The following is a 26,242-nucleotide window of genomic DNA, read 5'->3' on the forward strand; positions in this document are numbered from 1 at the left end:
TCACCGGCTCTCTGCTTCCTTCCGGCCATTCGCTCCGCCACTCTCAACCGTCTTTGATTCCAGGCAGGTCAAACCCGGATGGCCTTCGTCGCTGGCCTTCGTCTTCGCCGCCGTTCGCTGTATCATCGGCAGGCAGCATCTAGAGAGAGTGAACTGTCCTGTCGAAGCGGCCCTCGCCATCCGGTGAAAGGCCGCGCCCCGGGGGACAGCCGCGTCACTCATGCGCCCGCGCCTGAGCCAGCGGTCACAAATTCCAGGAATCTGAGGATCGACAATGCCCTCCACCCGGCCCAGTGCAGACCAGGTCATGCAGCACCTCCTTGAAGGCAACCAGCGCTTCCAGGCTGGTGAAATCGTCCACCCCCGCCGCACCCCCGAGGACTTCCGCGCTCTCGCCGCCGGCCAGAGCCCTCTCGCCGTCATCATCGGCTGCGCCGATTCCCGCGTCACCCCCGAGATTCTCTTCGACTGCGGCATCGGCGAGCTCTTCGTCGTCCGCATCGCCGGCAACTACATCGCCGGAGCCGGAGCCTCCGTCAAAGGCAGCGTCGAGTTTGCCGTCGCTGAGCTTGGCGTCCCGCTCATTATGGTTCTCGGTCACAGCCAGTGCGGAGCCATCAAGGCCGCCATCCAGCACATCGACGACCGCGCCGCTCTGCCCGGCGCCCTCAACGACCTCGTCAACAGCATCAAGCCCGCCGTCACCGCCAGCGTCAACCGCCCCGGCGAACTCCTCGATAACGCCATCGCCGCCAACGTCCGGCGCGGCGTCACCCGTCTCAGGAGCCTGCGCCCCGTCGTCGCCCCGGCGCTCAAAGAGGGAAGAGTCAAGATCGTCGGCTGCACCTACGACATTGAAACCGGCAAGGTTACGGTCCTCGCCTAGCCTGGTCTTGCTTGGCGGGGCTTAGGTTGACCCATCCTCCCGCTTCCAGCTATCCTGATCAGGATGCACTGCTACTCCATCCCGTTCATGCCATTCGCATGTTGTCCCGCGCCAGCAGGACTTCGGGATGAGACTGCCTCATAGCCACAGCATCTAGGTCTTAGTCTTAACTCAGAAGCCCGCACCTCAGCCGCATCCTGCTGAAGCGGGCTTTTCTATTTCCACCCCTGTTTTCTCTTTTAAGGAGCCACATGCCGGAAGCCACCGCAGTCGCCGTCAAAGAAACCAAAGCGCAGAAGATGGAGCGCCTCAAGCGCGAGAAAAATCCCTGGCAGGTCTTTGACGAGGTACGCCAGTTCGCCCGCGAAGGCCGCGCCAGCGTCGTCCCCGAGTGGGCTTCCGCCTACTTCAAGTGGTGGGGCGTCTATACCCAGGGCGACGGCGTGGGTGCAGTCGGCGGCAAGGGCGGCGAGGGCCTCGCCAGCGAGTACTTCATGATGCGCATCGGCATCCCCAACGGAATCCTGCGCGCCGACCAGCTCCGCGTCATCGCCGATCTCACCCGCCGCCACGCGCGCAACCTCGCCGACATCACCGTCCGCCAGAACATCCAGCTCCACTGGCTCACCATCGACGCCCTGCCTGAGATCGTCGATACCCTCGACCGCATCGGCCTTTCGCCCCGCGGCGCCTGCGGCGACGTAGTCCGCAACGTCACTGGCTGCCCCCTCGCCGGCATCGCTCACGACGAGCTGATTGACGCCTCCCCGCTCGCCCTTGAGATCTCCCGCACCCTCATCGGCAACGATGAGTTCTACAACCTTCCCCGCAAGTTCAAGATCAGCGTCACCGGCTGCTCCAGCTGGTGCAGCTACCCTGAGATCAACGACATCGCCCTCACCGCCGCACGCCGCGATGGGGAAGTGGGCTACATCCTCCGCGTCGGCGGCGGCCTTTCCAACGAGCCGCACCTCGCCGTCAAGCTCAACGCCTTCATCCGTCCCGATCAGGCTCTCGCCACCGTCCGCACCATCGCTGAAATCTTCCGCGATCAGCAGGGCCTCCGCGAGAGCCGCGACCGCGCCCGGCTCAAGTACCTTTTCATGCGCGAGGGCTGGACCGCCGAAACCTTCCTCGCTGAGATCGAGTCCCGCATGCAGACCACCTTCGATCCGGCGCCTCCCGAGCAGATCCCCGACGACGTCTACCGTGACCACGTCGGCATCCACGCCCAGCAGCAGCCCGGCCTCTGCTACGTCGGCGCGTCCGTCCTCCGCGGACGCCTCACCGGTGACCAGCTCGCCGCCGCCGCCGAGCTCGCAGAGCGCTACGGCACCGGCGACCTCCGCGCCACCGTCATGCAGAATCTCATCTTCGTCAACATCCCCACCGCCCGCGCCGGGGAGCTCGTCCGCGAGCTCGGCGACCTCGGCCTTCGCGTCGAGGGCAGCCAGTTCTGGCGCGGAGCCATCGCCTGCACCGGCACTGAGTTCTGCAAGCTCGCCATTACTGAGACCAAGGGCTTCACCCGCTGGCTCGTCGACGAACTCGAAGAGCGCGTCCCCGGCTTCGACCAGCAGCTCAAGCTCCACGTCACCGGATGCCCCAACGGCTGCGGCCAGCACTGGATCGCCGACATCGGCCTCGAAGGCAAAAAAATCAAGCACGAGGGCAGGATGGTCGATGCCTACTACTTCTGCGTCGGAGGAGCTGTCGGCCGCCACGCCGCCACCGCCCGCCCCGTAGGCTACCGCGTCCCCGCCACTGAGGTTCCGGCCTCCATCGCGCGCCTGCTCACGCAGTACCAGGGCCAGCGCCACGTCGGCGAAGACCTGCGCGCCTACTTCTCCCGCCACACCGTTGAGGAACTACGAGCCCAGTTCGCCGGCGAGGTGCTCACCGCCGTCGCCACCCGCGATCAGCCCCAGGGCCGCGCGCCTCAGGCGGCCGACTGATCCATCTCCCTGCACGATAAAAGGCCCCGCATCGAGCGGGGCCTTTGTCATGCCCTGCATCCGTTGCTTAGTACTTCGACTTGATGTTGTAAGTCACGCCCGTCTGAAACTGGAACGAGTTGCGCTTGATTGGCGGCAATCCCGCTGGCGGATTGTTCAGATAAGTATCCAGTGTGCCCACCGTCAGGCTCAGGCTCTTATATACCGGCAGCCCCAGCGAATTCGTCTCCGTTGCGGAGTAGGCATGGGGATTGTTGTACGCCGGAATAAACTCCACCTGCTGCGAGAAGTTCATTCCCTTCGGCAGGTGCGCCGCGTACGTTGCCGAGTAGGTTGAGCCGATCAGGTTCTGGTTCTCTCCTGGCAGCGCATTCAGAAACAGCTGCTTCTCGTACTGGATCGTAGCCAGCACATTCAGCTCCTGCTTGGGCGTCTTGTAGGCGGTGAAGCCGATACCGGCCCCATAGATCTGCTGCAGGTCGAGGTTCAGCGCGTAGTTGTGGTCAAACGCCGTCTGCGCCAGCGCATAGAAGCGCCGGGAGAAATACTCGTCCCGTTCCGCATCCGCATGGTAGATCGCGCTCTTGATGGTCAGCGCCGGGGTCGTAACCCCGTTGGCCGTGTAGGCAGCCTGCGTGATCTTGCCAAACGATCCGTTGAAGTCCGCCGTCGTCCGGTTGCGCGGATTCAGCCACGACACCGTCGGCACCGTCCGGGAGAGAGCCATCGCCCCGTTGAAGGTGTACTGGTTCTGCGTCGCCTGTACGATCGTCGCTCCGGCCGTGGCGCTGCCGTTCCATCCCTGGAAGAAATTTGGGTGCCCGCGAAGTTCCTTGTCCAGTGTCACCTTATCCACGACGTACTGGGCATCGGCCACGGGAATCGGCGCCAGCGCCGTTCCATCCGGAGCCGTCAGGATGATCGCCTCATCCTGCATCGACAGCGTTCCTTCCGGAATCGCCGAGTCCGGCGTCTTCTTTCCCGCATGCAGTCCCTTTTTCAGCACAGCCATGCTCTGGCCGGTGCGCAGTTCCTTGATCTTGGCCCAGGGGACGCTCACGTCGCCGACCACATCGTTGTGGAACGTCACCGTCCCGCCGACCTCGCGTACAAACTTGCCTGTGAGTTGATCGCCATTCTGGAGCACGAGCACGTCCGGTTGCGGCTTTGGCTTCTGCGCGACGGCAGGCAGCAGTCCCGCAAACATTACGGTAGCCAGAGCGGCTCCGGGGGCTGAGAGCAACCTGCGGTGAAGTTTTCTGGAAAAGAGCATGAGCGAAAGATCTAACTCCTTGTTTTTTTGAATGAACGTATGGGGTTTCCGTGGAACCTGACCCGGGTGAAGTCTGTTCAGGAATGCGGCTGAAGCCGTTTATGCCTCAGTAACTCGCATTGTTATCTTTATGTTACTTCGTCGGGCCGTTTGCTGCAGCTATACCGTTGAGCGGTTTATTCGAAATAGGATGCAACCTTTCACTCACAGGAGGGCGAGCATCCCGATTTTTTGGCCTAATCAACTCGCGCCCCCGGACACCCTCCTCCAGCGGTAAAATAAGTACATGTCGATCTCCCGTGAGCAAGCCCTCGATTATCTCCGCTCGGACGACCTCATTGGCCTCGGCATGGACGCCGACGCCCTCCGCCGCAAGCTCCATCCTGAGGGCGTAGTCACCTACATCATCGACCGCAACATCAACTACACCAACTTCTGTACCGAGTACTGCACCTTCTGCGCCTTTTACCGCCCGCTCAAGGGCAAGCTGGCTAGTGAGGGCTACATCCTCGACTTTGAGACCATCTACAGCAAGATCGACGAGACCGTCGAGATGGGCGGCACGGGCGTGCTCATGCAGGGCGGCATCCACCCTGATCTCAAGATCGAGTGGTTCGAGCGCCTGCTCTCCGGCATCAAGCAGCGCTACCCGCAGGTCTGGCTGCACTGCTTCTCGGCCTCTGAGATTCTGGCCATCGCCGAATACAGCGACCTCAGCCTCCGCGACACCATCGCACGTCTGCGCGACGCCGGCCTCGATTCCATCCCCGGCGGCGGCGCCGAGATCCTCGACGACGAGGTCCGGCACCGCATCGCCCGCCTCAAGTGCGGCACAGAGGACTGGCTCGCCGTCCACCGCACCGCCCACCAGCTCGGCATGAGAACCACCGCCACCATGATGTTCGGCGTCGGCGAGAGCGACGAGCAGAAGATCAACCATTTCGAGGCCGTCCGCCGCCTGCAGGAGGAGACCGGCGGCTTCACCGCCTTCATCCCCTGGAGCTTCCAGCCGCAGAACACCGCCCTCGGCGGCCGCGGATGGGAAGAGGCCACCGCCGTCGATTACCTCAAGGTGCTGGCCGTCTCCCGCCTCTACCTCTCGAATATTGAGAATGTTCAGGCCAGCTGGGTCACCCAGGGGCTCAAGGTTCTCCAGCTCGGCCTCCACTTCGGCGGCAACGACGTAGGCTCCGTCATGCTCGAGGAGAACGTCGTCAAGGCTGCTGGCACCTCCAACTGCACCACTGAGGAGGAGCTGCGCCGCATCATCCGCGACGCCGGCTTCAAGCCCGCCCAGCGCGACACCCTCTACACCACCATGTTCCTCAACTAGCCGCGCCGCCCCGCGCTGCTCCGCTTTTGCTCCATACAGCCCCGCCCGCAGGATCCCAGTTGCATCCGGGCGGCGAAGCCGTTAAGATGCCGCAATTGCATCCATGAATACCGCGAGCACAGCGCTGTCTCTGCAGCATCTGCGCGCACGCCTTGGTAAGGTCTGCGTATCCATCATCGGCTCTACACCTGACGAGATGTTCGAGAAGGCCGCCGAGGCCGTCCGCGAAAACTCCTTCCTCGAGCTGCGCCTCGATTACTTGCCGAAACCGCAGCTGGCCCTGCCCATGCTGAAGAAGTTCATGGCCTCGCACAGCGCCGCGACCGTCATCGCCACCTGTCGCCGGGTTGCTGCTGGAGGCAGGTTCAAGGGTGCCATCGCCGCCGAGCTTGAGATCCTTGAGGGTGCCATCGCCGCTGGCTGCCAGCTCATCGACCTGGAGATCGAGAGCGCCGAGGCTCTCAAGAAGCCCCAGCTCGCCGCCCTCCGCTCTCACGGTGCCGCGCTCATCATCAGCCATCACGACTTTGAGGCCACCCGCGACCTCGACGCCACCTTCCACCGCATCCAGCCCTTCGCGCCCGAGTTCATCAAGATCGTCTCTACCGCGAAGAGCCTCTCTGACAACGTCACCATGATGCGCTTCCTTGAGCGCACCCGTGACCTCGCCAACCTCATCGGCATCTGCATGGGCGAGCAGGGAGTCATCAGCCGCGTCCTCAGCATCCGCGCCGGCAGCGCCTTCACCTTTGCCGCCGCGCACGCTGGCGAGGAGACTGGCCCCGGCCAGATCGACGCCCGTTCGCTCATCGAGACCTACCGCATCGGCCAGCTCGACGCCGCGACCCGCGTTTACGGAGTCGCAGGCAATCCCATCAAGCACTCGCTCTCGCCGCTCATGCTCAACACCGCCTTCCGCCGCGAGACCGTCAACGCCGTCTTTCTCGCCCTCCAGACCAGCAAGCTCACTGACCTCCTCAAGCTCGTCCGCGAAGTGCCGCTCCACGGCCTCGCCGTCACCATGCCGCTCAAGCAGGAGATCCTCCCGCATCTTGAGAAGACCGACCCGCTCTCCCAGCGCATCGGAGCCTGCAACACCATCGTCCGTTCGCAGGAGGGCAAGCTCTACGGCTTTAACACCGACGTGGCTGCCATCGTCCGCCCGCTTGAGAAGCGCCTCCAGATCAAGGGCTCCAGGATCCTCGTCATGGGCGCCGGGGGAGCCGCCCGCGCCGCCGTCTTCGGCCTCAAGGAAAAGGGTGCCGAAGTCTTCGTCATGAACCGCACTCACGACGAAGCCCTCAAGCTCGCCCGTCAGGCCAAGGCCAAAACCCTCAAGCGCGAAGCCCTCGCCAAGAACAGCTTCGACGTCATCATTAACGCCACGCCCGTTGGCATGCACGGCGTCAAGGCCACCCACCTCCTTGACCCGAAGGAGCTCAACACCCGGCTGGTCTTCGATCTCGTCTACAACCCCGTCGATACCCCGCTCATCCGCATGGCGCGGGAGAAGGGCCTGCCCTACATCACCGGCGTCGAGATGTTCGTCCACCAGGGAGCCCGCCAGTTCGAGATCTGGACCGGCAAGCCCGCCCCTGAAGACGAAATGATGCGCGTCGTCATCCGCGCCCTCCAGCGCCGCTCCGACGAAGCCCCCAAACCTCAATAACCGCAGCCCGAAAAGAAAAACGCCCCACCCTCATCGGAGAGTGGGGCGTCTGTTTCTTCAGCAGGGAACTAGGCCAGCAGCTCCCGTACCGCACGCCACGGCTTCTGCTGCGAGTTCGCCACCGGCTCGCACGTCAGCGTTCCGTCATAGGTGTTCACCCCGTCGCGAATCCCGTCGTCGGAGAGGATCGCTTCCTTCGCGCCCAGCTTCGCCAGCTTCAGCACGTAGGCAAACGTGGCATTCGTCAGCGCCAGTGTGGACGTATTCGGCACCGCCGCCGGCATGTTCGTCACGCAGTAGTGCACTACCCCGTTGACCTCATACGCCGGGTCGGAGTGGGTCGTCGGCCGCGCCGTCTCGATGCAGCCGCCCTGGTCGATCGCCACGTCCACGATCACCGCGCCCTTCTTCATCTTCGCGACCATCTCCTTGGTCACAATCTTCGGCGCAGCCGCTCCCGGAATCAGCACTCCGCCGATCACCAGGTCCGCCTCGCGCGTCGCGTGGCTCACGTTGTAGCTGTTCGACGCCAGCGTGTAGATGCGTCCGTTGAAGATATCGTCGATCTCCCGCAACCGGTTCAGGTTCAGGTCCACCAGCGTCACCTTCGCCCCCATCCCCAGCGCAATCTTCGCCGCGTTCGTCCCTACGATTCCCCCGCCGATGATGCACACATTCGCCGGCGGCACTCCCGGAACCCCGCCCAGCAGCACCCCGCGTCCGCCTTTTTCCTTCTCCAGGTAGGCCGCGCCCACCTGCACTGACATCCGCCCCGCCACCTCGGACATCGGCGTCAGCAGCGGCAGCGTCCCCGCCCGGTCCCGGATCGTCTCATACGCGATTCCCGTGACCTTCTTCGTCAGCAGCTTTTCCGTCAGCTCCGGCACAGGAGCCAGGTGCAGGTAGGTAAACAGCACAAGATTCTCGCGGAAGAAGCCGTATTCCTTCTCGACCGGCTCCTTCACCTTGACCACCATGTCCGCATTGGCCCACACATTGTGCGCCGACCCGACAATCTCCGCCCCCGCCGCCTGGTACTCGTCGTCGGTGAAGGCAGACAGCTCGCCCGCATGCGTCTCGACCAGCACCTTGTGCCCGGCCTCGCTCAGCGCCTTCGCCCCGGCAGGCGTAATCCCCACCCGGCTCTCGTGGTCTTTTACTTCCTTCGGTACCCCAATAATCATCGATGTGTCCTCAGAACCAAACTCCTGATCATACCGGAAACGGAAAATGATGCCTACGATTTAAAGGGCCATCTGCGAGCATTTCCTTCAACTTGCACGATTAACAGAGTTGGATATACTTGCCGTGCTTTTCCTGGGAGATTCGCGAATGGTACGAATTGGCACTGCTTTTCTGATTCTATGCATGGGCAGCATGGCGTTTGGGCAGCAGTCCAATCCCAACACCATCAAAAATAAACTTCAAACCCTGCGGCAAGTGCCCGACGCCAGGCGCGGAGCCGCGACAAAAGATCTCGCCCTTGAAATACGGGCGCTCCCGCCCAGCCGCATGAAGGTTGCTCTTGCTGATGGGCTCGCGCGTCTTTCCACGGAAGGCGAGGAAGATACCGGCGTCATCCAGGAAGTGGCGACTACCCTCTCCAGCGCGCTCAAGGAGACGCCGATGGTGTCGAATAGCGCTAAGCCGAGCGAGCCATATTATGCGCTGGCAAAGCTGGTGCGATATGAGGGCGTTACCAGTGACATGACCGATCCACAGTACAAGCAATCGATGGAGATATTAAAAGCGCACGACGCCGATGCGGGAACATCCGATTTCACGCTCGAAGGCTACAACTTAAAGCAATTGGGCATGAAGAAAGTAACTCTCAGCAAGCTTCGCGGCAAAATCGTCCTCGTGAATTTCTGGGCCACATGGTGCCCGCCCTGCCGCGCGGAAATGCCGGACCTGCAGGCGATCTATAACCATTTCCAGGATCAACTGGTAATTCTGTCAATCACGGACGAAGAGCCGTTGAAGGTGGCCAGCTTTGTTGGCTCCGCCGGTTATAAGTACCCAATCCTGCTTGATCCCGGCCGCAAGGTTGCCAATGAATTTAGGGTAGATGCGATACCGCAGAGCTTCGTGTTCGATCGTAGTGGCAAACTCGTCGCACACTCGGAGGACATGAGAACGCAGAAGCAGTTATTGGCAATGTTGGCGCAGGCCGGGTTGAAGCCCGAGTAAGCGCCGCACTGGTAGCGAGCAGGCGGATCGGCCCCCGCCAAAGAAATCCACCCTCCACCGTCCTGCACACTGCGCAGCGGCCGAGGAGCGCGTACCTTCCAAGCATCCTCGAGAGCCCCAGACGAATCAGCAGACTTTTGGATACCAATCTGCATCCATGAGTGCATCGGCGATTGCTCATAAGTCGAGGAGCACTCAGGCCAGGATCACAAGTTCCTAGCGCGTTTATCGGGAGCAAGCCTGAGAAATGCGCGTAACTTGCACTCGATCATCACGTTGGGCTGTTTTGTGAATAGATGTTTCTGACGGTGTGTCAACAGGGAGCGCTAGATTTCCAACCACATGGAAAGTTCGAGCACCCGGGTCGTGGATGCCCTACCTCCAGTGAACTACATGTTGGTTCAGTTGATGCAACCAGTTTTGCCAGTCTGTTGACACAGCTTCTTCACCGAGTTTCCCTGCGGCTTTCTTAACAGCTTCTTTAGCGATTTGCTGGATGAAGTGAACGCTTTTTGAGAGTAGGGATTGGTCGGGATCTTGCCTGTGAAGCTCGCTGGTAGCAGAAAGGATCACAGCCTGAAGTTTAGTCTCCTCATCTGCTGGAAGCTGCAGGTCAGCACGGTTATCTACGATTTTCTCGAGAAGGGCGAGAATTGCGGAGTTATCACCGATGCTCTGGTGAAAATCCAGCTTGGATTCGCCTCCTGAAATCATCATCCCGGTGACCGGTGCGTTGAATACATTCTGGGGTGCTCCAGCGTGAAGCATTGCTGGAATGAGCTTTCCTATAAAGAAATTCTCAATATAAGTTTTCTCAATTCGCAAGCGCTCTGTTTCCTTTTCGCGCAGGGCGAGTTGCGCATGATAAACCTTCATGGCGTCGGCTCTGACGTTTTCGACTGTCTCGGGATCGGAGTCTGCGACGCTAATGGAGATTCTGGCGCCGCCGCCAGTTTCATCGATCGATTTGAGACGAATACTGGTGTTTGGATGCAGTGTAGCTAGATGGTGAAGTAGCACAGGGAGCGTACTGATCTCGAAGGTGGAAACGCCACTCTGGTAGAAAAGTTCGATACATGTTTGCTCAGAGTGGAGTCGTTCAAACTCTCCGGGCGCGTAGAGAGTTGCATATTCAGCAGATTTGTCCCAGTAGACGCGTTCGCAGATAATTCCCTTAATCGACCAGCCTGCCCTTTGTGTCTCCCATAACTTTATGTCCGTCACTTTGGCACCGTCTAGTTTTGCGCCCTGAAGTGAGGATGAACGTAGGTCAGCTCCAGCCAGGTCGGCTCCACTAAGGTCAGCGGAATTTAGCTTTGCATCACTCAGATCAGCTTCGCAAAACTTTGCATGCTCGAGTTTTGCGCCAACTAGGTCCGCTCCACTGATGTCGGCTTCGCTTAGATCTGCCTCAACCATGCGAGCAGCAACCAGCTTTGCTCCACCCAGTTGTGTGCTCCGCAGGTTGGCGCCACACATGTTCGTATCAACCAAGAGGGCGTAGTCCAATGTTGCTTCGCTCAAGTTCGCGCCGCTGAGATTCGCCCATCGAAGATTCGAGTGGCTCAGATCCGCGCTACTAAGATTCGCGCCGCTTAGGTTTGCAGAGTACATGCGCGCACTACCGAGCATTGCTCCGCTAAGATTGGCCCCGCTCAGGTCTGCGTTATCTAAATTGGCTTCGAAGAAGTCCACCCCGCTCAAATCTGCATTGCTTAGCTTCGCATTCTGCAATTTCGCCTTCGTGAGATTGATTCCAATGTCAGGGTGTTGCTTAATCCACTCGTTCCATGCACCAACACCTTCCTGAAGCTTCGCAAGCTGATGTCGATTGGCCATGCGGAAAGAATAGCAAAGCCAGGCCGGGCGCTCTCAAGAAGAGCGAGCGTTGAGAACCGCACTCCAAACATGTGGGTTAATGATCCGTTATCGCCACGTAATCATCGAGGGCCGGCAGTCACGGTAGGTTGGCAGGGCTCGCCGATCAGATTGCGCACGATTCTCGATCTCCGCTACGAGCTAATGCACTCATCGCCCCAAGGTCGAGCCGCCCTTCTAGGACAAGTCCCCAATAAACGCCAATTTCGCTGCTCAGCAGGCGCGCCCAGCCCTGGCATCTGAAACCGCCGCCAAAGCAATCCACACTGCGCAGCGGCTGAGGAGCGCGTACCCTCCAAAACATCCTCGCGGGCCCCAGACAAATCACCAAATATCGGCCGACTCGTGGTTATCAACCCTGGTCAATGAGTGCCTCGGCGATAATTCGTAAACTCAAAGGCATCGCTGGCTACAACGGCGTTTCCCGGTACCGATCCTGAAAATGACGCCGAAGTGTACTCCTATATAACTTCCGGATCGGCCACTAACCGCTCGCACGCCGAATCATCCGGAGAATTCTACGTTGCACAGGGATTTGATAGACTCGGGCCAAGACGCAAACTCGACGACAGTCGAACGTATATGAAGTCATCTCTTTTGAAGTAACCGCTCGCGAACGCCCTGGGGCTCGCCAGCCTTCCCGAGGAGCCTGTGGATGAGTCCAGCGACGAAGATTTCTCCTGTTTCAACAAAGCCCGCAGCGTCCGCCAAGATCAATCAGCAGGAGACTCCTTTCGAAGCGCTGGCCAGCATCTGCTCAGTTCTGGTGGTGGGCCTATTTATTCTGACCTTCTTAGCTCAGAACTACCTCATTCCGTCAGGCTCGATGAAGAACACGTTGCTTGTAGGCGATCACCTGCTCGTCGACCGGATCACGCTAATGCCGCCTGCTTCGTGGATGCCGCTCATCAGGTATCGCGAGCCGAGGCGCGGCGATATCGTGGTCTTCCTCAAGCCCGTCAATCAGCCTGGTATTGATGCCACTGACGCCGACGGAACACCACAACACACCCCCCTGGTGAAGAGGTTGATTGGCGTACCGGGAGATCATATTCATCTACGCAACGGCATTGTGATTGTTAATGGTGTTGCACAGCCCGTGGGATTTGCGCAGCCGACGACGACGGATAACTTCAACGAGTTCCTCGACGATTTCCCCGCAGTACCTCCAGCCGAGGTGCCTGGCTCAGCAGAGTCGTGGGCCGTGAACTTCTCGAGTTATATCCAGGACGGCGACCTGGTGGTTCCACCCGGCATGTATTTCATGATGGGCGATAACCGGCACAACAGCCTGGACTCGCGCTACTGGGGCTTGGTGCCGCGCGCTAACATACTTGGCCGTCCACTTTTCAACTATTGGTCGTTCAAGGCCGCAGATGGACAACTTGAACAAACAGGATTCAGTCACCAGCTCGCGTGGATCAGCCACGTTCTGGTGCATTTCTTCCCAGACACGCGCTGGAAACGCACTTTCCACGTTGTTCGTTGAACCGAAATTATAAGATCCCGATTTGATCTTGGTGCGCTCCGGTCGTATAACCGCCTATTCGGCAATTACTACTTGTGCACTACCCGACTCTTGGTTATCAAGGTTGCTCGGTGAGTGCCTCGGCGATTGGGTGCTCGTCATGCGAGTGTCAGGATTCGGAGATCAGGGAGCAGAAATCTGGAATCGCCAGAATGCTAATTGACATTCAGTCGAAATCCACTACCATATGGTTGTGGATAGGCTGGGTACAACATTTGCGGCTTTGTCCGATCCAACCCGGCGGGCGATGGTCGAACGGCTCTCCCGCGGGCCTGCCTCTGTGCATGGCTTGACGGAGCCGTTTGCACTCTCGCAGCAGATGATTTCAAAACACATTGCCTATCTGGTGCGGGCGCGGATTGTGATCAAGACGAAGCGTGGACGAGAGAGTATCTGCACGCTCAGGCCAGAGGCGATTAAGACAGTCAGCGACTGGGCGCTCAGCTATCGCCGATTCTGGGAAGAGAGCTTCGACAAACTCGATGTAGTTGTAAATCAAATGAAGAAAGAGGAGGTCAGAGATGACAGAAAAAGCGGTTAGCGAAATTGAGCGGATGGTCATTACAAGAATTTTTGATGCCCCACGCGAACTGGTTTGGAAGGCGTGGACAGACCCGAAGTACATCATGCAGTGGTGGGGACCGAAGGGCTTTACTGCGCCGGTTTGCAAGATGGATTTTCGCGTGGGAGGAAAACTTCTCTGCTGCATGAGATCGCCGGATGGGCAGGAGGGCTGGAATGCGGTGGAATACTACGAGATTGTTCCGTACGAGAAGATCGTTTCCCTGATGTACTTTTCCGACGCGGAGGGAAACAAGATTGACCCTGCGCAATTGGGAATAGAACCGGCCATCGAGGGTGCTTACGACGTGGCTCTTTTTGAGGATCTCGGAAACGGCCAGACGAAACTCACCTTCATTGGAAATGAACCCTTGGAGAGCGCAAAGAACAGCGGTCAACTCGAGGGCTGGATCGAGATACTCGATAAGCTTGCTGCGGTTATTGGTGGGCTGGCGCAGGCGAAATGAGAAGCTGAAGCTTGGACGATCGTCATGCGCGAGCTACGGAACGGAAAGGAAAGGCAGGCTATCTCGGAGCCCCCGGCCAGGGGCTCCGAGGCGGCTCAGTTGTAGCCTGCTTTCCGTCGCCTGGCGGGATGGCCGCCTTTCCGGACAAGCGACCGTGGCTCGACGGTTGCCAACACGCCCAAGGCACTCATTGACCCAAAGGCCGGGCCGGGCCGCGTCCTCTATCGATCCGTGAATCAGCTGTTTACCGCTCAATAGGCCAACGGAAAAGCGAAGCGCATTTTTAAACGATAGGGTATGCTTTTTTTGCATCAATGTTTATGTGGTTATAGATTTGCGGCCATAGCGACGATCCCATGAACAAGCCTACCCACGTATTCCCCTCGGACTTGTTGATTACCGGATCGAGCGAGATGGCTCGACGCATTCGCGCATGCGACTGGTCGAGCACCCCTTTGGGTCCAATCGAAGAATGGTCTGAGACTCTGCTTGCAACGGTGAATCTCATGTTGCATTCGCCGTTTCCGACCATCCTCTCCTGGGGGCCGGAAATGGTGATCCTGTACAACGACGCCGTGATTGCAACTCTCACCGTCAAACATCCGGGCGCCCTTGGCAGGCTCTTTCGAGAGGTCTTCCAGGAGGCGTGGAGTCTTGTCGGTTCCGATCTTGAAGCCTGCTTCTACCGGGGGGAGACGGCTGTCCGGGACAACATGCTCATCCCTCTTCTCTTCAACGGAGTGCTCGAAAATCACTATTGGAGCTACTCCCTGATCCCCGTCTTTGAAAACGGTCGAATCGGAGGTGTGTATAACGCCTTCCGCAACGTCACCGAAACGGTGCTCAGTGCCCAACGCTTAAGCGAGAGCGAAGCGAAATTGAAGCTTGCGACTGAAGTTGCCGGGTTGGGAGTTTTCGTATGGGACACCGCTTCCGATCACGGGAATTGGGAGAACGACCGCATGTACGAGATTTTCGGACGGTCCCGCGAGGAGCCCCCGGTCAACAGCGCAACGTTCCTCTCCGAGATCCTCCATCCGGATTATCGTGATGCCTTCCGGGCTACCGTCGAGCGGACATTATGGAGCTGCGAGCGATTCCATTTTGAGGGCCTGATCTTCCGGCCCGATGGGGCCTTGCGATGTATCGAGGTCAACGGGAATCTCCAGCCTGCGGAGTCGGGATCGAGTGGCAGGATTCTGGGTACCATCCAGGATGTGACAGAAGTGCGGGAAACCGAGCGGGCATTGCAGGAGAGCGCCAAGCACCTTGGGGAACTTGCGGCGATTGTCTCTTCGTCTGAAGACGTCATTATCAGCAAGAATCTCAATGGGATTATCACCAGTTGGAATGATGCAGCCACGAGAGTCTTCGGTTATACCGCAGAGGAAATGATCGGCGCATCAATCCTCACCCTCATTCCCGAGCATCTCCACGCAGATGAAAAGACGATTATCCAGAACATTCGTGCAGGCCGGCGTATCGAGCACTTTGAAACGGTTCGACAGACGAAAAGCGGAAAACTGATCGATGTCTCCCTCACCGTGTCCCCCGTCAAGGATGCGAAGGGGCAGGTCATCGGCGCCTCGAAGATTCTTCGTGATGTTTCCAATCGCAAACGCATGGAGCAGTCGCTGCTGCAGGCGGAGAAGATTGCCGCCACTGGACGTATGGCCGCAACCATTGCTCACGAGATCAACAATCCTCTTGAAGCGGTGATGAATTTGCTTTACCTGCTACGGCCTAAGATCACCGACGAAGCGGGCGCCAACTTTCTCGCTACGGCAGAGGATGAACTCGGCCGCGTTTCCCATATCGCCAAACAGACCCTCGGGTACTACCGCGAGCACGCCAACGCGAGCCCGGCCTCTCTCGGTGAGCTGGCGGAACACGCCCTCAGTATCTACGAACCGCGTTGCGCCGAAGCAGGCATTGCTATCAGGCAATCCCTGCCGCCTTCGCGAAAGGTGGTTCTGCGGCGTGGCGAGATGATGCAGGTGATCTCTAATCTCATCGTCAATGCGATCTATGCCATGCCCTCCGGAGGCATGCTTTCTGTCTCGGTTCACGATACTGAAAGCCCAGCCAGCGGTGTCGTCCTCACCGTTACTGACAGCGGCGTAGGAATACCCGCGGACGTTTTGCCAAAGGTTTTCGATGCGTTCTTCACGACGCGGTCTACCGTCGGCACAGGGATAGGCCTGTTCGTCGCGAGGCAATTTATCGAGGGCCATGGTGGGCAGATTGAGATTGAGAGCAGCGTCGATCCGGAGCGGCACGGCACCACGGCTCGCGTATTCCTTCCTGCGCATACCAGGTATGAGCAGGAATGAATACGCGCCATCATTGACGCGCACCCGCACCCGCAGCTCCAGCGTCTGAGCCTCTGAGCTGAGGAGCGTGTACCTTCCAAAACGTCTTCGCGAGCGCCAGACAAATCAGCAAATGTGGGGCAAACTGTCGGCTGCCAGCCCCGCTCGATGAGTGAATTGGCGATTTGGCATCAACCCAGAAGCACCTCAGACGAGAACGGCGTTTATCAGGACTTATCCCCGTCAATGAGCTGAACGGGAGTCGATGCAGACGGAGCGAATAGCGTGCGATAACGGCAGTAGAATGGTTCGCATTCAGAAAGAAAACAAATGAGATGGATCAGCGCTAAACAACTTGAAACCTGGGCGGGAGAACGCATCGATGCCCGCACTGTTTTATCGCGCCTCATTGGCCAGCTCATCCGCGGCTCGGCAGCTGAGATTTCTGTTTTTCGATTCCCTTCAGGTGACAGCGCACAACTCCAAGGATGGGATGGTCGGCTTATCGCTAGTCCCCATAAGCAGTTCAAGACATATGTTCCGGACGGCAGCTCAGTGTGGGAATGGGGAGTCGAAAAATCCCCAGCGACGAAAGCAAAGAAAGACTATGGCAAGCGAGCCGCCGATCCTGGCGAAGGCATAGTCCCGAGCGAGACAACGTTTGTCTTTGTGACACCGCGAACCTGGAAGGGGGCAGCGACGTGGGCAGCGGGCAATAAAAAGAATGGACCATGGAAGGATGTTCGCGCTCTTGATGCGGTTGACCTTGAAGAATGGTTGAGTCTTTGCCCTGCCGTCGCGGCATCATTCGCGCGAGAGAACGGTTTTGCGCCTTCGGATCATGCTCAGAGCATAGATGAGTTCTGGGATATTTACTCCGGTCGATTCTCCCCACCATTGAAGGAAAAGGTCCTACTCGCTGGTCGCTCCCAGCAAAAGCAAGAGTTGGAGCAGGCGCTAGCCGCTGGGTCAGAAATACAGCGGTGCAAAGGAGACTCGCTTGATGAGGTACTTGCCTTCGTTAGTGCTGTTATACGAAGTGTTGAAGACGGGCCGAGGGAATTTCTGCGTGCCCGTACGCTCATCGTTGAAACAGAAGAGGCGGCAAGGCAACTTCGAAATTCTGACGGTCTGGTCCTGGCTGTTCGTGGCAGCGCAACTGGCGCTGCCGGCATGCTTGCAAATGAGGGCCATCGTGTCATCGTCCCAATTGGCAGAGACACGATCAAGCCCTCGTCCGCGATCATTCTGCCACGTCCTTCAGCATACGAAATGAGCGAGGGGCTCCAGGAGATGGGATTCTCCGAAGATGAGGCCCTGAGACGTGCCTATGAATGCGGCAGGAGTGTGAGCATCCTGGCTAGGAGAATCCCAAGCGCTACGGCGGAGCGTCCTGCATGGAGCAACGATCAAAGACTTATACCAGCCTTCCTCGCGGGCGCGTGGGACCAATCAAAGGATGCTGACAAATCAATCATAGTGGCTCTCGCAGGAGCTAATTCATACGAAGACGTTGAGTCGGGTCTAAGGGAGTTTCTTTCCTTGGCTGATGCTCCTCTGGAACTTGTTGGTTCCGTTTGGGCAGTACGAGCGCCTGTGGACCTTTTTGTCCATGTCTCGCATCTCCTCCAGCAGGATCGTCTTACGACTTTGGGGCACGCTGTTTCTGAAGTGCTATCAGAGCTCGATCCAGCTCTGGAATTGCCGCCGCGTGAACGGATGTACGCTTCACTCAACGGCAAGGTTCTAAAGCACAGTGAGTGGCTTCGAGATGGGTTGGCGACAACGCTGCTCATCCTGTCTGCAATGGGCAAAGAGAATGGTGTTCAAACACCAGCGTCTTCACCGGAGTTGTTCGTCTCTGGGCTTGTCGAAGCCCTGCCTGGCCTGAGAGACGATTACAGGGTTATCGCAAGTCTCTCACGACAACTGCCGATGCTGATGGAGGCGGCTCCCGACCCTTTATTGTCGGCCCTCGAGCAATTGCTTGAGGGCGGCGGGGCAAAATTGAAGCCCGTCTTCCAAGACAGCCGCGAAAGCAGTTCGTTCTGGTCAAGCAGCCCACATACCGGTCTCTTGTGGGCACTAGAGAGGATCGGACAGGATCCCAAGTACCTGCAGCGGACAACCGATATCTTGGCAGGACTGGTCGCGATCGACCCAGGTGGAAGCCTTTCGAACCGACCATTAGCGAGTCTTCACTCCCTGTTCTTGACCTGGAAGCCGGCGACTAACGCGTCGCTTGAGATGCGACTGGCTGTATTGGAGAACTTGGTTTCTGCCCGGCCAGACATTGCTTGGCAGCTAATACCAGGTCTCTTGCCCAGACACGGCCAAATCCAATTCAACTCGGAATCCCCGCGATTTCGAGACGCCGGGGCATCTGAACGCGAGAAACTCACCTACCCGGTATTGTTCAAGACCATTAGCGCAATCTTGACGATGGCAATCCAGCTTGCAGGATTGGATGAAAAACGATGGTCAGCATTGCTGAGGAAAGTTCACGAACTTCCTACGGCCGATAGAGATCGACTGATCGCGGCGTTTGGGCATGCTGTAGACCAGATGAGCGCCGAGCAACTCCCGGCATTGTGGAAAGAGCTTGCACAAATAACTCGGCATCACCGCGCATATCCTTCGGCAAAATGGGTGATGGAGGACAATCAGATTGTGGAGCTGGAACAGATTGCGGCGCGAATTGCTCCGGAAAAGCCTGGAATTCAGGATGAGCACCTTTTTACAGAAAGATTTCCTGACATCCCAAGGCTCGATTCAACTAGGCTCCTGGAGCAGGTAGAGGAACTCCGAAGAAACGCCATCGAACGCATCGTAGCCTCATCTGGCATTCCGGGAATCATCGATTTTGCAATTCGCGTAGAAGCCCCGTCTATTGTTGGCGGCGTGTTTGGAAGCATAGCGAAGTCCCCATCTGAGGCGGTGAGCGCCATTCTGATGTCCGAAGCGCTACCCGAAAGGCCGATTCGATTTTCTTCGGGCGTCTCCAGTGCAGCATTCATTCGATTCGGAGATTCCTGGCTCTCGGAGATTCAACGTGAAATTGATACAGGAAGAATTCCGGTGGAGTTACTTCCGAGTCTCAGCGAGTGGTGGCCAATTGTTCCTCTAGTCTGGAATTGGGTTGCCCAGTTCGGCGCAGTTGCGGAGAAGGGATTCTGGCAGGCGAAATCACCGTGGGGGCTTAAATCCACTGGAGAGGAATTATCTTACGTAGTAAGTCAATATCTGCGTTTCGAACGCCCGGAGTTCGTCATTGAAGCACTGTCTGACAGCGCGTCAGACATCTCGAGCTCTCAGTTGATCGAGGCACTTATCGCTTTTGAGCAGCAGATTGGCGTCCGGCCGGAGCTTCTCCGAGGAGGCATTTCTTTCCATCTTCAGCAAGTCTTTCAGGTACTGCAGGTTCGAGAGGACTTGTCACTGGAGAAGGTGGCTGCTCTTGAATATCGTTATCTTCCTCTCCTTCGCCAAATGTGGATGAACGTTAATCCCGAATCTGCCTTGGATCGCTACTTGGCACAAAGCCCTGCCTTTTTCGTGCAGGTTGTCGCAGACGTTTTTCGACCAACCTCAAAACGTAAGGAGCCGAAGGCTGCCCCTACTCCAGAAGAACAGTCGCGTGCGCAAATTGGAATCACCTTGCTGGAGAGCTTTAGCCGAGTTCCGGGTCAATCTGAGAATGACATCGACGGCTCAACTCTGAATCGATGGGTTCAAGAAGCGCAAGTGATTGCAAAGGAACAGGACCGCTCTGAAATCGCTGAGCAGTATATTGGGAAAGTCCTTACCCACGCGGTCGCCGATCCCGAGGACCATGTTTGGCCCCACAGGGCCATTCGCGAAGGCTTGGAGAAGTGGAAAGCAGGCCAGATCGAGATGGGGATCTACATCGGACTCATGAACTCGCGCGGCGTAACCACCCGAGGCCCGTTTGACGGAGGCAAACAGGAGCGCGAACTTGCAAACCAAATTCGTGAAAATGCTCGAAAGCTGGATCGATGGCCAAGAACAAAGGCTGTGCTCATTGCTCAAGCTGAAAGCCTGGAACGAGAGGCGCAACGTGAGGACACCGAAGCAGAACAGCTTCGCCTCCGTGAGTGACCTTGATCGGTCCTCATATGTCGGCTTCTCAGAAGCGATCCGTCCGGCGTTCTCAACTTGCGTGAACAGGCCAACGCTCCCATCGACCCAAGGTCGAGCGGCGTTTCTAGGATCGCTCTTCTCAAACGTCCATTCCGCTGCTCGCCGGAACCCTCAGCCCGCGCGTCTAAGCCTCTGCCCCCAAAGAAATCCGCCCTGCGTCATGTACACTGCGCAGCGGAGGATGTAGCAGCCCAATGGCAACACGAATCGCAGTCTTTCTCCTCTTCACGTTGGTGACGAACTTCTCTGCACTTGGCTTCGGAGCAACCTTGAATGGAACCCAGCCCGGCCACGCTGAGGGGATTTTGCAGTCCATTGAAAATGCCACGGTCACTCCATCGGGAGAAGACCTCCTGGTCACGCGCAAGGATCCAGGCGCCCCGGTAGAGATGGTGTTTACCCGTTGCCAGGGGCTGGGCGTTCAGTATCAGGAGCATCAGTGGTGGGTCCTTCCGATTAGCGCGAGTGGCGCGCAGGTCGATGCGAATAAAGCTCTGTGGGTTCTGCCTCTCGATCCAACTTCGAAGGACCACTCGTGGCACATCGCACTCCACGGCGGCCAACTGCAGGCGAAGAAGACTGAAGCAGGACTGACCGTCACTGCCGTCGCGGAGAGTGTGACTCTCTCTCGAGCAGAGGCTCGACCGCACAGCGACCCCTTCGGCAATCGATTTTCTCTTGAGATGTCAGGCGGCCCCGAGCTCGAACAAGCACTGGCAGCCTTCTACTGGGGAACCATTCTGCCTTCCGTGGTGGAGAAGACCATGGCGGCGAACTTCCCCTACAGCAGCGGTTATGTTCTGAGCACGCTGAATGTGAACTCCTACGCAGGCTCCTATCCCGCGGTCGATCACGAATTTCAAATCAAGGGTCGCCTCGCAATGGGCTCAGCGGTCGATCTCGATATAGTGAAGCGAATGATTGAGCTTCAGTTCAAGCTCATGAACGATGACCCGGAACAGCTCTTTCGTGCGCCGACCTCGGTGCAGCCGAACGGGACCCGTGAGTACCACGTGCGCAGAAACAGTTTGGACAATCGCCAGAACGCGGCCATGTTTCCCTTGACCGGCGACATCGAGGTAATCGAAGAGAGCTGGCGATACTACGAAGCCGGAAAAGACGCAGCGTGGCTGCAGGCGAGTATCGGGAACCTTGAACACGCGGCGGGCTGGATCTTGTCGCACACCGATCAGTACGGCCGCGTATGGTCGGATGTCTATTACGAAGACCAGGTGATCAAGGACGGACGCGAGACAGAAGCCCAGGCCTTCGCCGCTCACGCCTTCGAACTGCTCGCCGGTATGGAGACCCTGCTAAAACGGCAGGACAAAGCTGCAAGCTTCACCGCAGAGGCAAAGCGCATGGCCGATGCGCTCGTCGCACCTGTGCCCATGGGATATTGGGACGCAAAGAACCAGCGGTTCATTGATTGGATCGATCGCAATGGACAGGTTCACGATCACATTCATCTTCTTGCCAATGAACTTCCCGTGACCTTTGGATATGCCACCGCGGATCAGGCAGCAGCGGTGCGGCGCCTGATCGACGCCAATGCCGCCGAGTTTGAACGATTCCCCAGTTTTGTTGCTGCGAAGATCGCCGACTACAACAAGTCTGAAATTGGCAGTGGTGGCCCCTACGATCTTTGCGCGGCAGGCAGATATTGGTATTGGGATGCCGCCTTCGATGCATTGCAGCAGCAGAACGGAATTCTGTTCGATCAGCTCAAGACCGTGGCCGCTGAGGGAGCACGAAATGGCTACTTCATGAGCGAACGCTACGACATGGACCATGTCTATTACATCGATGGCAAGCACGCTCACGGAGCCGAAAAATACTACGAATACCCTAATGTTTTCGCGGCTGTTCTGATTGACAGGTTTCTGGGATTGTCCGTTCCCGCGGATGCCGATGTATCCGTTGCGCCCCATCTCACAAGTTATGGCAGCGTAGAGTTCCAACTTCCCAAATATGCCCTGCGCTACAGCTTCAGCAAAGACGGCTTTGTGCTGAAGAATCTTTCAGACAAGCCGCGGCGATACAAGGTGGATTTGTCGGCGCTTGGCTTTTCCTCCACGCAATACCGGTTGAGGAGCAGGTCCGGGGACGGAATCGTAGACGCCCATTCCACCGTGACCCTGCCTGCGCACGAAGAGGCGCGCTGGACTCCAGTCCATTAGGAGAGGAAGGAGCAGCAACTGGCGAGCCACCGCGCGCCCCAGTTTCCGCGGCCCACCAACCGCGAAAACTCCACCTCGCGAACGCTTACCGGCGCATGCTGCCCGTGAGGCGCTCCCAATTGGCATGCGCAATCTTAGCCTTATCGTCATCGCTCACAGGGAGCTGCGCTAAGAAGTTTCTCGGTCCACCGCCCGGCCGATATTGATACGGGTAGTCGGTAGAGAAGAGAACCCGGTCGATGCCGACAACCTCTACCGCATGCTGAAAATTCGACTGGCTGAACATGCCGCTTGGAGTCACGTACAGGTTCTCGCGCATCGTATCGACGACCGGCCGCTGCAGCTTCGTCACGCGTGAGAACGCCTTCAGCCGCTCTGCATAGAAGAGCACCACTTCGCCCCAGTGGCCAAGAATGATCTGAAGATCCGGAAACCGGTCAAAGACGCCCGCCAGCGCAAGCCGAACAAACTGGATTCCACAATCGTAGTGCCATCCCAGCCCGAACGTCGCAAATGCGAGATCCACCTGCGGATCAAATCCGGAGTAGTAGGCCTCCCGCACCGCGCGAGGCGGCGTCTGCGGATGGATGAACAGCGGAACACGCAGGTGCGCCGCCATCTCGAAGATCGGCCAGAAGTCCGCATGATCGAGATTCTTCTCCATCGTTCGACCAAAGAGCATTCCGCCCTTCATCCCCAGCTCGAGAACACATCGCTCCAGCTCCCTCACCGCCTCTGCAGGAGCAGTCGTCGGGATCGTGGCGAAACCATCGAAGCGCTCAGGATGGCGCGCAATCGTTGCAGCGATAAGGTCGTTCGTGCGGCGTGCAAGCGAGACGGCCTCAGCGGCCGCGAGATGGTGCAACCCCGGACTCGTCAGGGACAGAACCTGCACATCGACCCCGCTCTCATCCATTCTCGCCAGGCGTTCCTCGCTCAGCTCTTCCAGCCTGTCTTGCATCTCTCCCAGGTGCAGGGATGCGCTGGTGTCCTGCCCCGCGCTGGCCGCCGCTGCCCAGGCCGCCCGCACCTCAGCACAAAGAAAGTGCTCTTCGATCGCAATTGTCTTCATGAAACTCCAAAGGAGGAAGCACCACCTACCGCACAGCAGCCTCAACCGGCGGAATCGTCAGATAGAAATGTCCCCCGTGCATCGCCGCCAGGCTCGCATCCTGTCCCGCCTTGGGGTGTGCCACCACTGCTCTTCCGCCATACACCTGCGGATGCGCCGGGTCTGACCAGATCGCGCCCACATCCACTCGCGCTACCGTCTTCGGCTGCTCCACGTTCTTGTGCTCGCGCCGCTGCTTGTTCACGTATGCTTCGATCACCCTCGCTGCCAGCCTTCCCGCCAGCGTGCCGTGCTCGCCGCCCTCAAACAGGATGCACACCGCAATATCAGGATTCCGGCGCGGAGAGAAGCCCACAAACCATGCATTGTCCTGCATTGATTTCGCATGGCCCATCCGCTGCGCCAGCGCGTTGCTCATCGTCTGCGCGCTCCCCGTCTTGCCTGCGAAGTCGATGCCTTCCAGCCGCGCGCTGTAGTCCGTGCCGCCCGGGTCCATCACCTTCGCCATCGCATCGGTAATCGTCTCCCAGTTCGCCGGATCGATCGGGATCGTCACATCCCCCGACCCCGGAAACGAATCCAGAATCGCCTTCCGGTACTCCGGCGGCAGCTCATCAGGAAAGACCACATGCGGCCGCTTCAGCGCGCCGCCCGAGGCAATTCCCGCCAGCGCCCGCACCATCTGCACCGGCGTTGCCGCCACCGCGCCCTGCCCAATGCCCACCGAGATCGTCTCGCCCGCATACCACTTCTGGTGGAAGTTCCTCATCTTCCATTCTTCCGAAGGCATCGTCCCGGCGACCTCATTCGGCAGGTCGATCCCCGTCTTTTGCCCCAGCCCCAGCATGTGCGCCCACTTCGCGATCTTCTCGATCCCCAGCCGCTCCGCCAGCGTGTAGAAATACACATCGCACGACTGGAAGATGCCTCGCGTGATATTCACCGCGCCATGTCCCGAGTGCACCCAGCAGCGGAAGTAGTGGCCGTAGAAATTCGCCCCGCCGCGGCAATCCACGTTCAGCGTCTGTGCAATCCCTTCCTGCAGCCCGGCCAGCGCCATGATGATCTTGAACGTGGACCCCGGCGCCAGCTGCGCCTGGATCGCCTTGTTCAGCAGCGGGTGCGCCGGGTCTGTAATCAGCTTCGACCACTCCTCGCGCCCGATCCGCACCGCAAAGGCATTCGGATCATAGGTTGGCCGGCTCACCATCGCCAGCACCTCGCCGGTATGCGGATCGATCGCGATCACCGCGCCATTGCGGTCGCCCAGCGCATTCTCTGCCGCTCTCTGGATGTCGATATCGATCGTCAGCTTCAGGCTCTTGCCCGGAATCGCATGCTCCGTGCCCAGCCGCCCCATCTCCCGCCCGTGGCTGTCCACCAGCACATCCCGCGAGCCGTCCGTCCCCCGCAGGATCGAGTCGTAGGACTCCTCCACTCCCGACCGTCCCACCACGTCGCCCGGCGCATAGTAGGCATAGCGCGGGTCGTCCAGCATCTCCTCTGAAACCTCGCCCACATACCCCACCAGGTGCGCCGCAAACCCATCCCGCGGGTAGAGCCGCCGCTGCTCGTCAATCGTCTCCAGCTCCGGCATCTCATCGCGGTGCGCCTCGATGAACTCCTGCTCATCCGGCGTAATATCCTGCTTCAGCGGCAGCGGCTGATACTTCGGCGCAGTGCGGTACTTCTTCAGGATCGCCTCGATCTGTTCGACTGTCATATGCAGCCCCCGCGCAATCAGCGGCAGGTCGGCCATGTAATCGTGGCCCTGTTCGCGTACCAGGAAGCAGGAGACAGAGGGATAGTTGTCGACAATCAGCCGCCCCTCGCGGTCAAAGATCTTGCCGCGCGGCGCAAGGATTGGTACCTTGCGGATCCGGTTCGCCTCGGCCATCGCCCGGTAGTTGCTCGCGCCCACCACCTGCAGTCGCCAAAGCCCAAACAGCAGGATCAGCAGGATTCCCACGATCACATACTGAATGATCGTGAGCTTGATGGCGGGCAATTTTTCGTCCCGGTTCAGCATGGTTGACCGCTATTCATCTCGCGTGCGAAGGGTAACTTTAGGATAACGCCGAATGGAAGAAATCGACGTGACTATGGATCAAAGAGCGCGTTGGTACCTCTTTAGTTCCTCCGGCAGGGAGATATTGCTTGATGTAGTCGGCATGCTGCCTCCCGATGCTTCCCATTTCATGCCTCTCCGTTTGTCCGGAGCGCACGCTTATTGCCAGCATCACGGACCGCTGAAATCAATAGTCCCGCTGCTTCGCCAGGTCCAGCAGCCCAAACAGCACCACTCCGATCACTCCGTCGATCAGCGCCCGCACCAGCTCATGCACCCAGTTCCAGTGGAACGGCTGCGCCAGCAGGTGCCGCACCACCAGCCAGTAGATACCGTTGTGGGCCAGCGTAAATCCGATACAGATCAGCAGCCGCGCCCCCGGGTTCTCCGTGTCGATCTGCACCCCGAGCGACGCCGCAAGATATCCGATAATCGCCTTGCAGATGCCGAAGGTCCCCAGCGGCTGCCGCGTCAGCGCATCCTGCAGAATGCCGATGATCGCGCCCGTAAAGGTGCCCGCAATCGGGCTCCGCAGCATCAGCGCAAAGTAGATTGTGACCAGCAGCGGCAGGTCCAGCGATGCCATCCGCGGAAAGTGCAGGGAAGCGAACGACTCGATCCCAACCGCCGCCAGCGGCACCAGGAAATAGAGAAAAGTAGGGTAGCCGCTGCGTTCCGCTTCCCGCCTTGAGGTAGACATCAGCGCCAT

The 26,242-nt window shown here is 58.6% G+C and carries 18 protein-coding genes; 11 read left to right on the forward strand and 7 right to left on the reverse strand.

The window, feature by feature from the left end; translation table 11 throughout:
- Positions 1–309: a hypothetical protein gene (locus tag C7378_RS13035; RefSeq protein ID WP_131997454.1), complete on the reverse strand. Its 309-nt coding sequence runs from the start codon at positions 307–309 to the stop codon at positions 1–3.
- Here C7378_RS13035 and C7378_RS13040 point away from each other — a divergent pair.
- Positions 308–886 carry a carbonic anhydrase gene (locus C7378_RS13040; RefSeq protein ID WP_207901433.1) on the forward strand — a complete coding sequence of 193 codons (579 nt, stop codon included), beginning with the start codon at positions 308–310 and terminating at the stop codon, positions 884–886. The two genes, C7378_RS13035 and C7378_RS13040, sit on opposite strands and share 2 nt — an antisense overlap.
- Positions 887–1,137: 251 nt before the next feature.
- The gene (locus C7378_RS13045) at positions 1,138–2,841 is read left to right on the forward strand and encodes a nitrite/sulfite reductase (protein ID WP_131997460.1); all 1,704 of its coding nucleotides are present in this window, start codon (positions 1,138–1,140) and stop codon (positions 2,839–2,841) included.
- A gap of 67 nt (positions 2,842–2,908) precedes the next feature.
- Here the strand turns inward: C7378_RS13045 and C7378_RS13050 are convergent, their stop codons facing one another.
- Positions 2,909–4,114, reverse strand: coding sequence for a DUF481 domain-containing protein (locus C7378_RS13050; protein ID WP_131997463.1), 1,206 nt, complete (start codon positions 4,112–4,114; stop codon positions 2,909–2,911).
- 286 nt (positions 4,115–4,400) lie between these two features.
- Between C7378_RS13050 and mqnC the strand changes: the two genes are divergently transcribed.
- Complete coding sequence (gene mqnC, locus C7378_RS13055) at positions 4,401–5,447, forward strand: cyclic dehypoxanthinyl futalosine synthase (RefSeq protein WP_131997466.1); 1,047 nt, start codon at positions 4,401–4,403, stop codon at positions 5,445–5,447.
- 103 nt (positions 5,448–5,550) lie between these two features.
- Positions 5,551–7,116, forward strand: a complete 1,566-nt coding sequence (gene aroE, locus C7378_RS13060; RefSeq protein ID WP_131997469.1) for a shikimate dehydrogenase — start codon at positions 5,551–5,553, stop codon at positions 7,114–7,116.
- 68 nt (positions 7,117–7,184) lie between these two features.
- On the opposite strand, the gene ald is transcribed toward aroE, so the two are convergent.
- Positions 7,185–8,300 carry an alanine dehydrogenase gene (gene ald / locus C7378_RS13065; protein WP_131997472.1) on the reverse strand — a complete coding sequence of 372 codons (1,116 nt, stop codon included), beginning with the start codon at positions 8,298–8,300 and terminating at the stop codon, positions 7,185–7,187.
- Positions 8,301–8,448: 148 nt separating this feature from the next.
- Here ald and C7378_RS13070 point away from each other — a divergent pair, with 148 nt between their 5' ends.
- The gene (locus C7378_RS13070; protein WP_131997475.1) at positions 8,449–9,306 is read left to right on the forward strand and encodes a TlpA family protein disulfide reductase; all 858 of its coding nucleotides are present in this window, start codon (positions 8,449–8,451) and stop codon (positions 9,304–9,306) included.
- Positions 9,307–9,681: 375 nt separating this feature from the next.
- On the opposite strand, the gene C7378_RS13075 is transcribed toward C7378_RS13070, so the two are convergent.
- Positions 9,682–11,145, reverse strand: a complete 1,464-nt coding sequence (locus tag C7378_RS13075; RefSeq protein WP_131997478.1) for a pentapeptide repeat-containing protein — start codon at positions 11,143–11,145, stop codon at positions 9,682–9,684.
- Positions 11,146–11,839: 694 nt separating this feature from the next.
- Here C7378_RS13075 and lepB point away from each other — a divergent pair.
- The 6 genes from lepB to C7378_RS13105 all read left to right on the forward strand — a co-directional run bounded on the left by lepB (position 11,840) and on the right by C7378_RS13105 (position 22,393).
- Positions 11,840–12,673, forward strand: coding sequence for a signal peptidase I (gene lepB / locus C7378_RS13080; RefSeq protein ID WP_131997481.1), 834 nt, complete (start codon positions 11,840–11,842; stop codon positions 12,671–12,673).
- 226 nt (positions 12,674–12,899) lie between these two features.
- The gene (locus C7378_RS13085) at positions 12,900–13,253 is read left to right on the forward strand and encodes an ArsR/SmtB family transcription factor (RefSeq protein WP_131997484.1); all 354 of its coding nucleotides are present in this window, start codon (positions 12,900–12,902) and stop codon (positions 13,251–13,253) included.
- Positions 13,234–13,740 carry an SRPBCC family protein gene (locus C7378_RS13090; RefSeq protein WP_131997487.1) on the forward strand — a complete coding sequence of 169 codons (507 nt, stop codon included), beginning with the start codon at positions 13,234–13,236 and terminating at the stop codon, positions 13,738–13,740. Before C7378_RS13085 ends, C7378_RS13090 begins: the two co-directional genes overlap by 20 nt.
- 413 nt (positions 13,741–14,153) lie before the next feature.
- Entirely contained in the window at positions 14,154–16,073 is a 1,920-nt protein-coding gene (locus tag C7378_RS13095; RefSeq protein ID WP_243648246.1) for a PAS domain-containing sensor histidine kinase, read from the forward strand.
- Between the two features lie 309 nt (positions 16,074–16,382).
- Positions 16,383–20,171, forward strand: a complete 3,789-nt coding sequence (locus tag C7378_RS13100) for a hypothetical protein (protein ID WP_131997493.1) — start codon at positions 16,383–16,385, stop codon at positions 20,169–20,171.
- A 236-nt stretch (positions 20,172–20,407) separates the two neighbouring features.
- Positions 20,408–22,393, forward strand: a complete 1,986-nt coding sequence (locus C7378_RS13105) for a glucosidase family protein (RefSeq protein WP_131997496.1) — start codon at positions 20,408–20,410, stop codon at positions 22,391–22,393.
- An 85-nt stretch (positions 22,394–22,478) separates the two neighbouring features.
- On the opposite strand, the gene C7378_RS13110 is transcribed toward C7378_RS13105, so the two are convergent.
- The 3 genes from C7378_RS13110 to mreD form a co-directional block, all read right to left on the reverse strand.
- Positions 22,479–23,465, reverse strand: a complete 987-nt coding sequence (locus tag C7378_RS13110) for an amidohydrolase family protein (protein WP_131997499.1) — start codon at positions 23,463–23,465, stop codon at positions 22,479–22,481.
- Between the two features lie 25 nt (positions 23,466–23,490).
- Complete coding sequence (gene mrdA / locus C7378_RS13115) at positions 23,491–25,494, reverse strand: penicillin-binding protein 2 (RefSeq protein WP_131997502.1); 2,004 nt, start codon at positions 25,492–25,494, stop codon at positions 23,491–23,493.
- Between the two features lie 226 nt (positions 25,495–25,720).
- The gene (gene mreD, locus C7378_RS13120) at positions 25,721–26,233 is read right to left on the reverse strand and encodes a rod shape-determining protein MreD (protein WP_165876804.1); all 513 of its coding nucleotides are present in this window, start codon (positions 26,231–26,233) and stop codon (positions 25,721–25,723) included.
- Positions 26,234–26,242 lie beyond the last annotated feature (9 nt).

Origin of the sequence: Acidipila rosea (genome assembly GCF_004339725.1) — a bacterium.
GTDB classification, from domain to species: domain Bacteria; phylum Acidobacteriota; class Terriglobia; order Terriglobales; family Acidobacteriaceae; genus Acidipila; species Acidipila rosea.

Bases quoted from the DNA above. Each gene is read 5' to 3' on its own strand.
- C7378_RS13105 (WP_131997496.1), top strand. From the start codon at position 20,408: ATGGCAACACGAATCGCAGTCTTTCTCCTCTTCACGTTGGTGACGAAC.
- mreD (WP_165876804.1), bottom strand. From the start codon at position 26,233: ATGTCTACCTCAAGGCGGGAAGCGGAACGCAGCGGCTACCCTACTTTT.
- C7378_RS13040 (WP_207901433.1), top strand. From the start codon at position 308: ATGCAGCACCTCCTTGAAGGCAACCAGCGCTTCCAGGCTGGTGAAATC.
- mqnC (WP_131997466.1), top strand. From the start codon at position 4,401: ATGTCGATCTCCCGTGAGCAAGCCCTCGATTATCTCCGCTCGGACGAC.
- ald (WP_131997472.1), bottom strand. From the start codon at position 8,300: ATGATTATTGGGGTACCGAAGGAAGTAAAAGACCACGAGAGCCGGGTG.
- C7378_RS13045 (WP_131997460.1), top strand. From the start codon at position 1,138: ATGCCGGAAGCCACCGCAGTCGCCGTCAAAGAAACCAAAGCGCAGAAG.
- C7378_RS13070 (WP_131997475.1), top strand. From the start codon at position 8,449: ATGGTACGAATTGGCACTGCTTTTCTGATTCTATGCATGGGCAGCATG.
- C7378_RS13050 (WP_131997463.1), bottom strand. From the start codon at position 4,114: ATGCTCTTTTCCAGAAAACTTCACCGCAGGTTGCTCTCAGCCCCCGGA.
- C7378_RS13035 (WP_131997454.1), bottom strand. From the start codon at position 309: ATGACCTGGTCTGCACTGGGCCGGGTGGAGGGCATTGTCGATCCTCAG.
- C7378_RS13110 (WP_131997499.1), bottom strand. From the start codon at position 23,465: ATGAAGACAATTGCGATCGAAGAGCACTTTCTTTGTGCTGAGGTGCGG.
- C7378_RS13095 (WP_243648246.1), top strand. From the start codon at position 14,154: ATGGCTCGACGCATTCGCGCATGCGACTGGTCGAGCACCCCTTTGGGT.
- lepB (WP_131997481.1), top strand. From the start codon at position 11,840: ATGAGTCCAGCGACGAAGATTTCTCCTGTTTCAACAAAGCCCGCAGCG.
- aroE (WP_131997469.1), top strand. From the start codon at position 5,551: ATGAATACCGCGAGCACAGCGCTGTCTCTGCAGCATCTGCGCGCACGC.
- C7378_RS13085 (WP_131997484.1), top strand. From the start codon at position 12,900: ATGGTTGTGGATAGGCTGGGTACAACATTTGCGGCTTTGTCCGATCCA.
- C7378_RS13100 (WP_131997493.1), top strand. From the start codon at position 16,383: ATGAGATGGATCAGCGCTAAACAACTTGAAACCTGGGCGGGAGAACGC.
- mrdA (WP_131997502.1), bottom strand. From the start codon at position 25,494: ATGCTGAACCGGGACGAAAAATTGCCCGCCATCAAGCTCACGATCATT.
- C7378_RS13075 (WP_131997478.1), bottom strand. From the start codon at position 11,145: ATGGCCAATCGACATCAGCTTGCGAAGCTTCAGGAAGGTGTTGGTGCA.
- C7378_RS13090 (WP_131997487.1), top strand. From the start codon at position 13,234: ATGACAGAAAAAGCGGTTAGCGAAATTGAGCGGATGGTCATTACAAGA.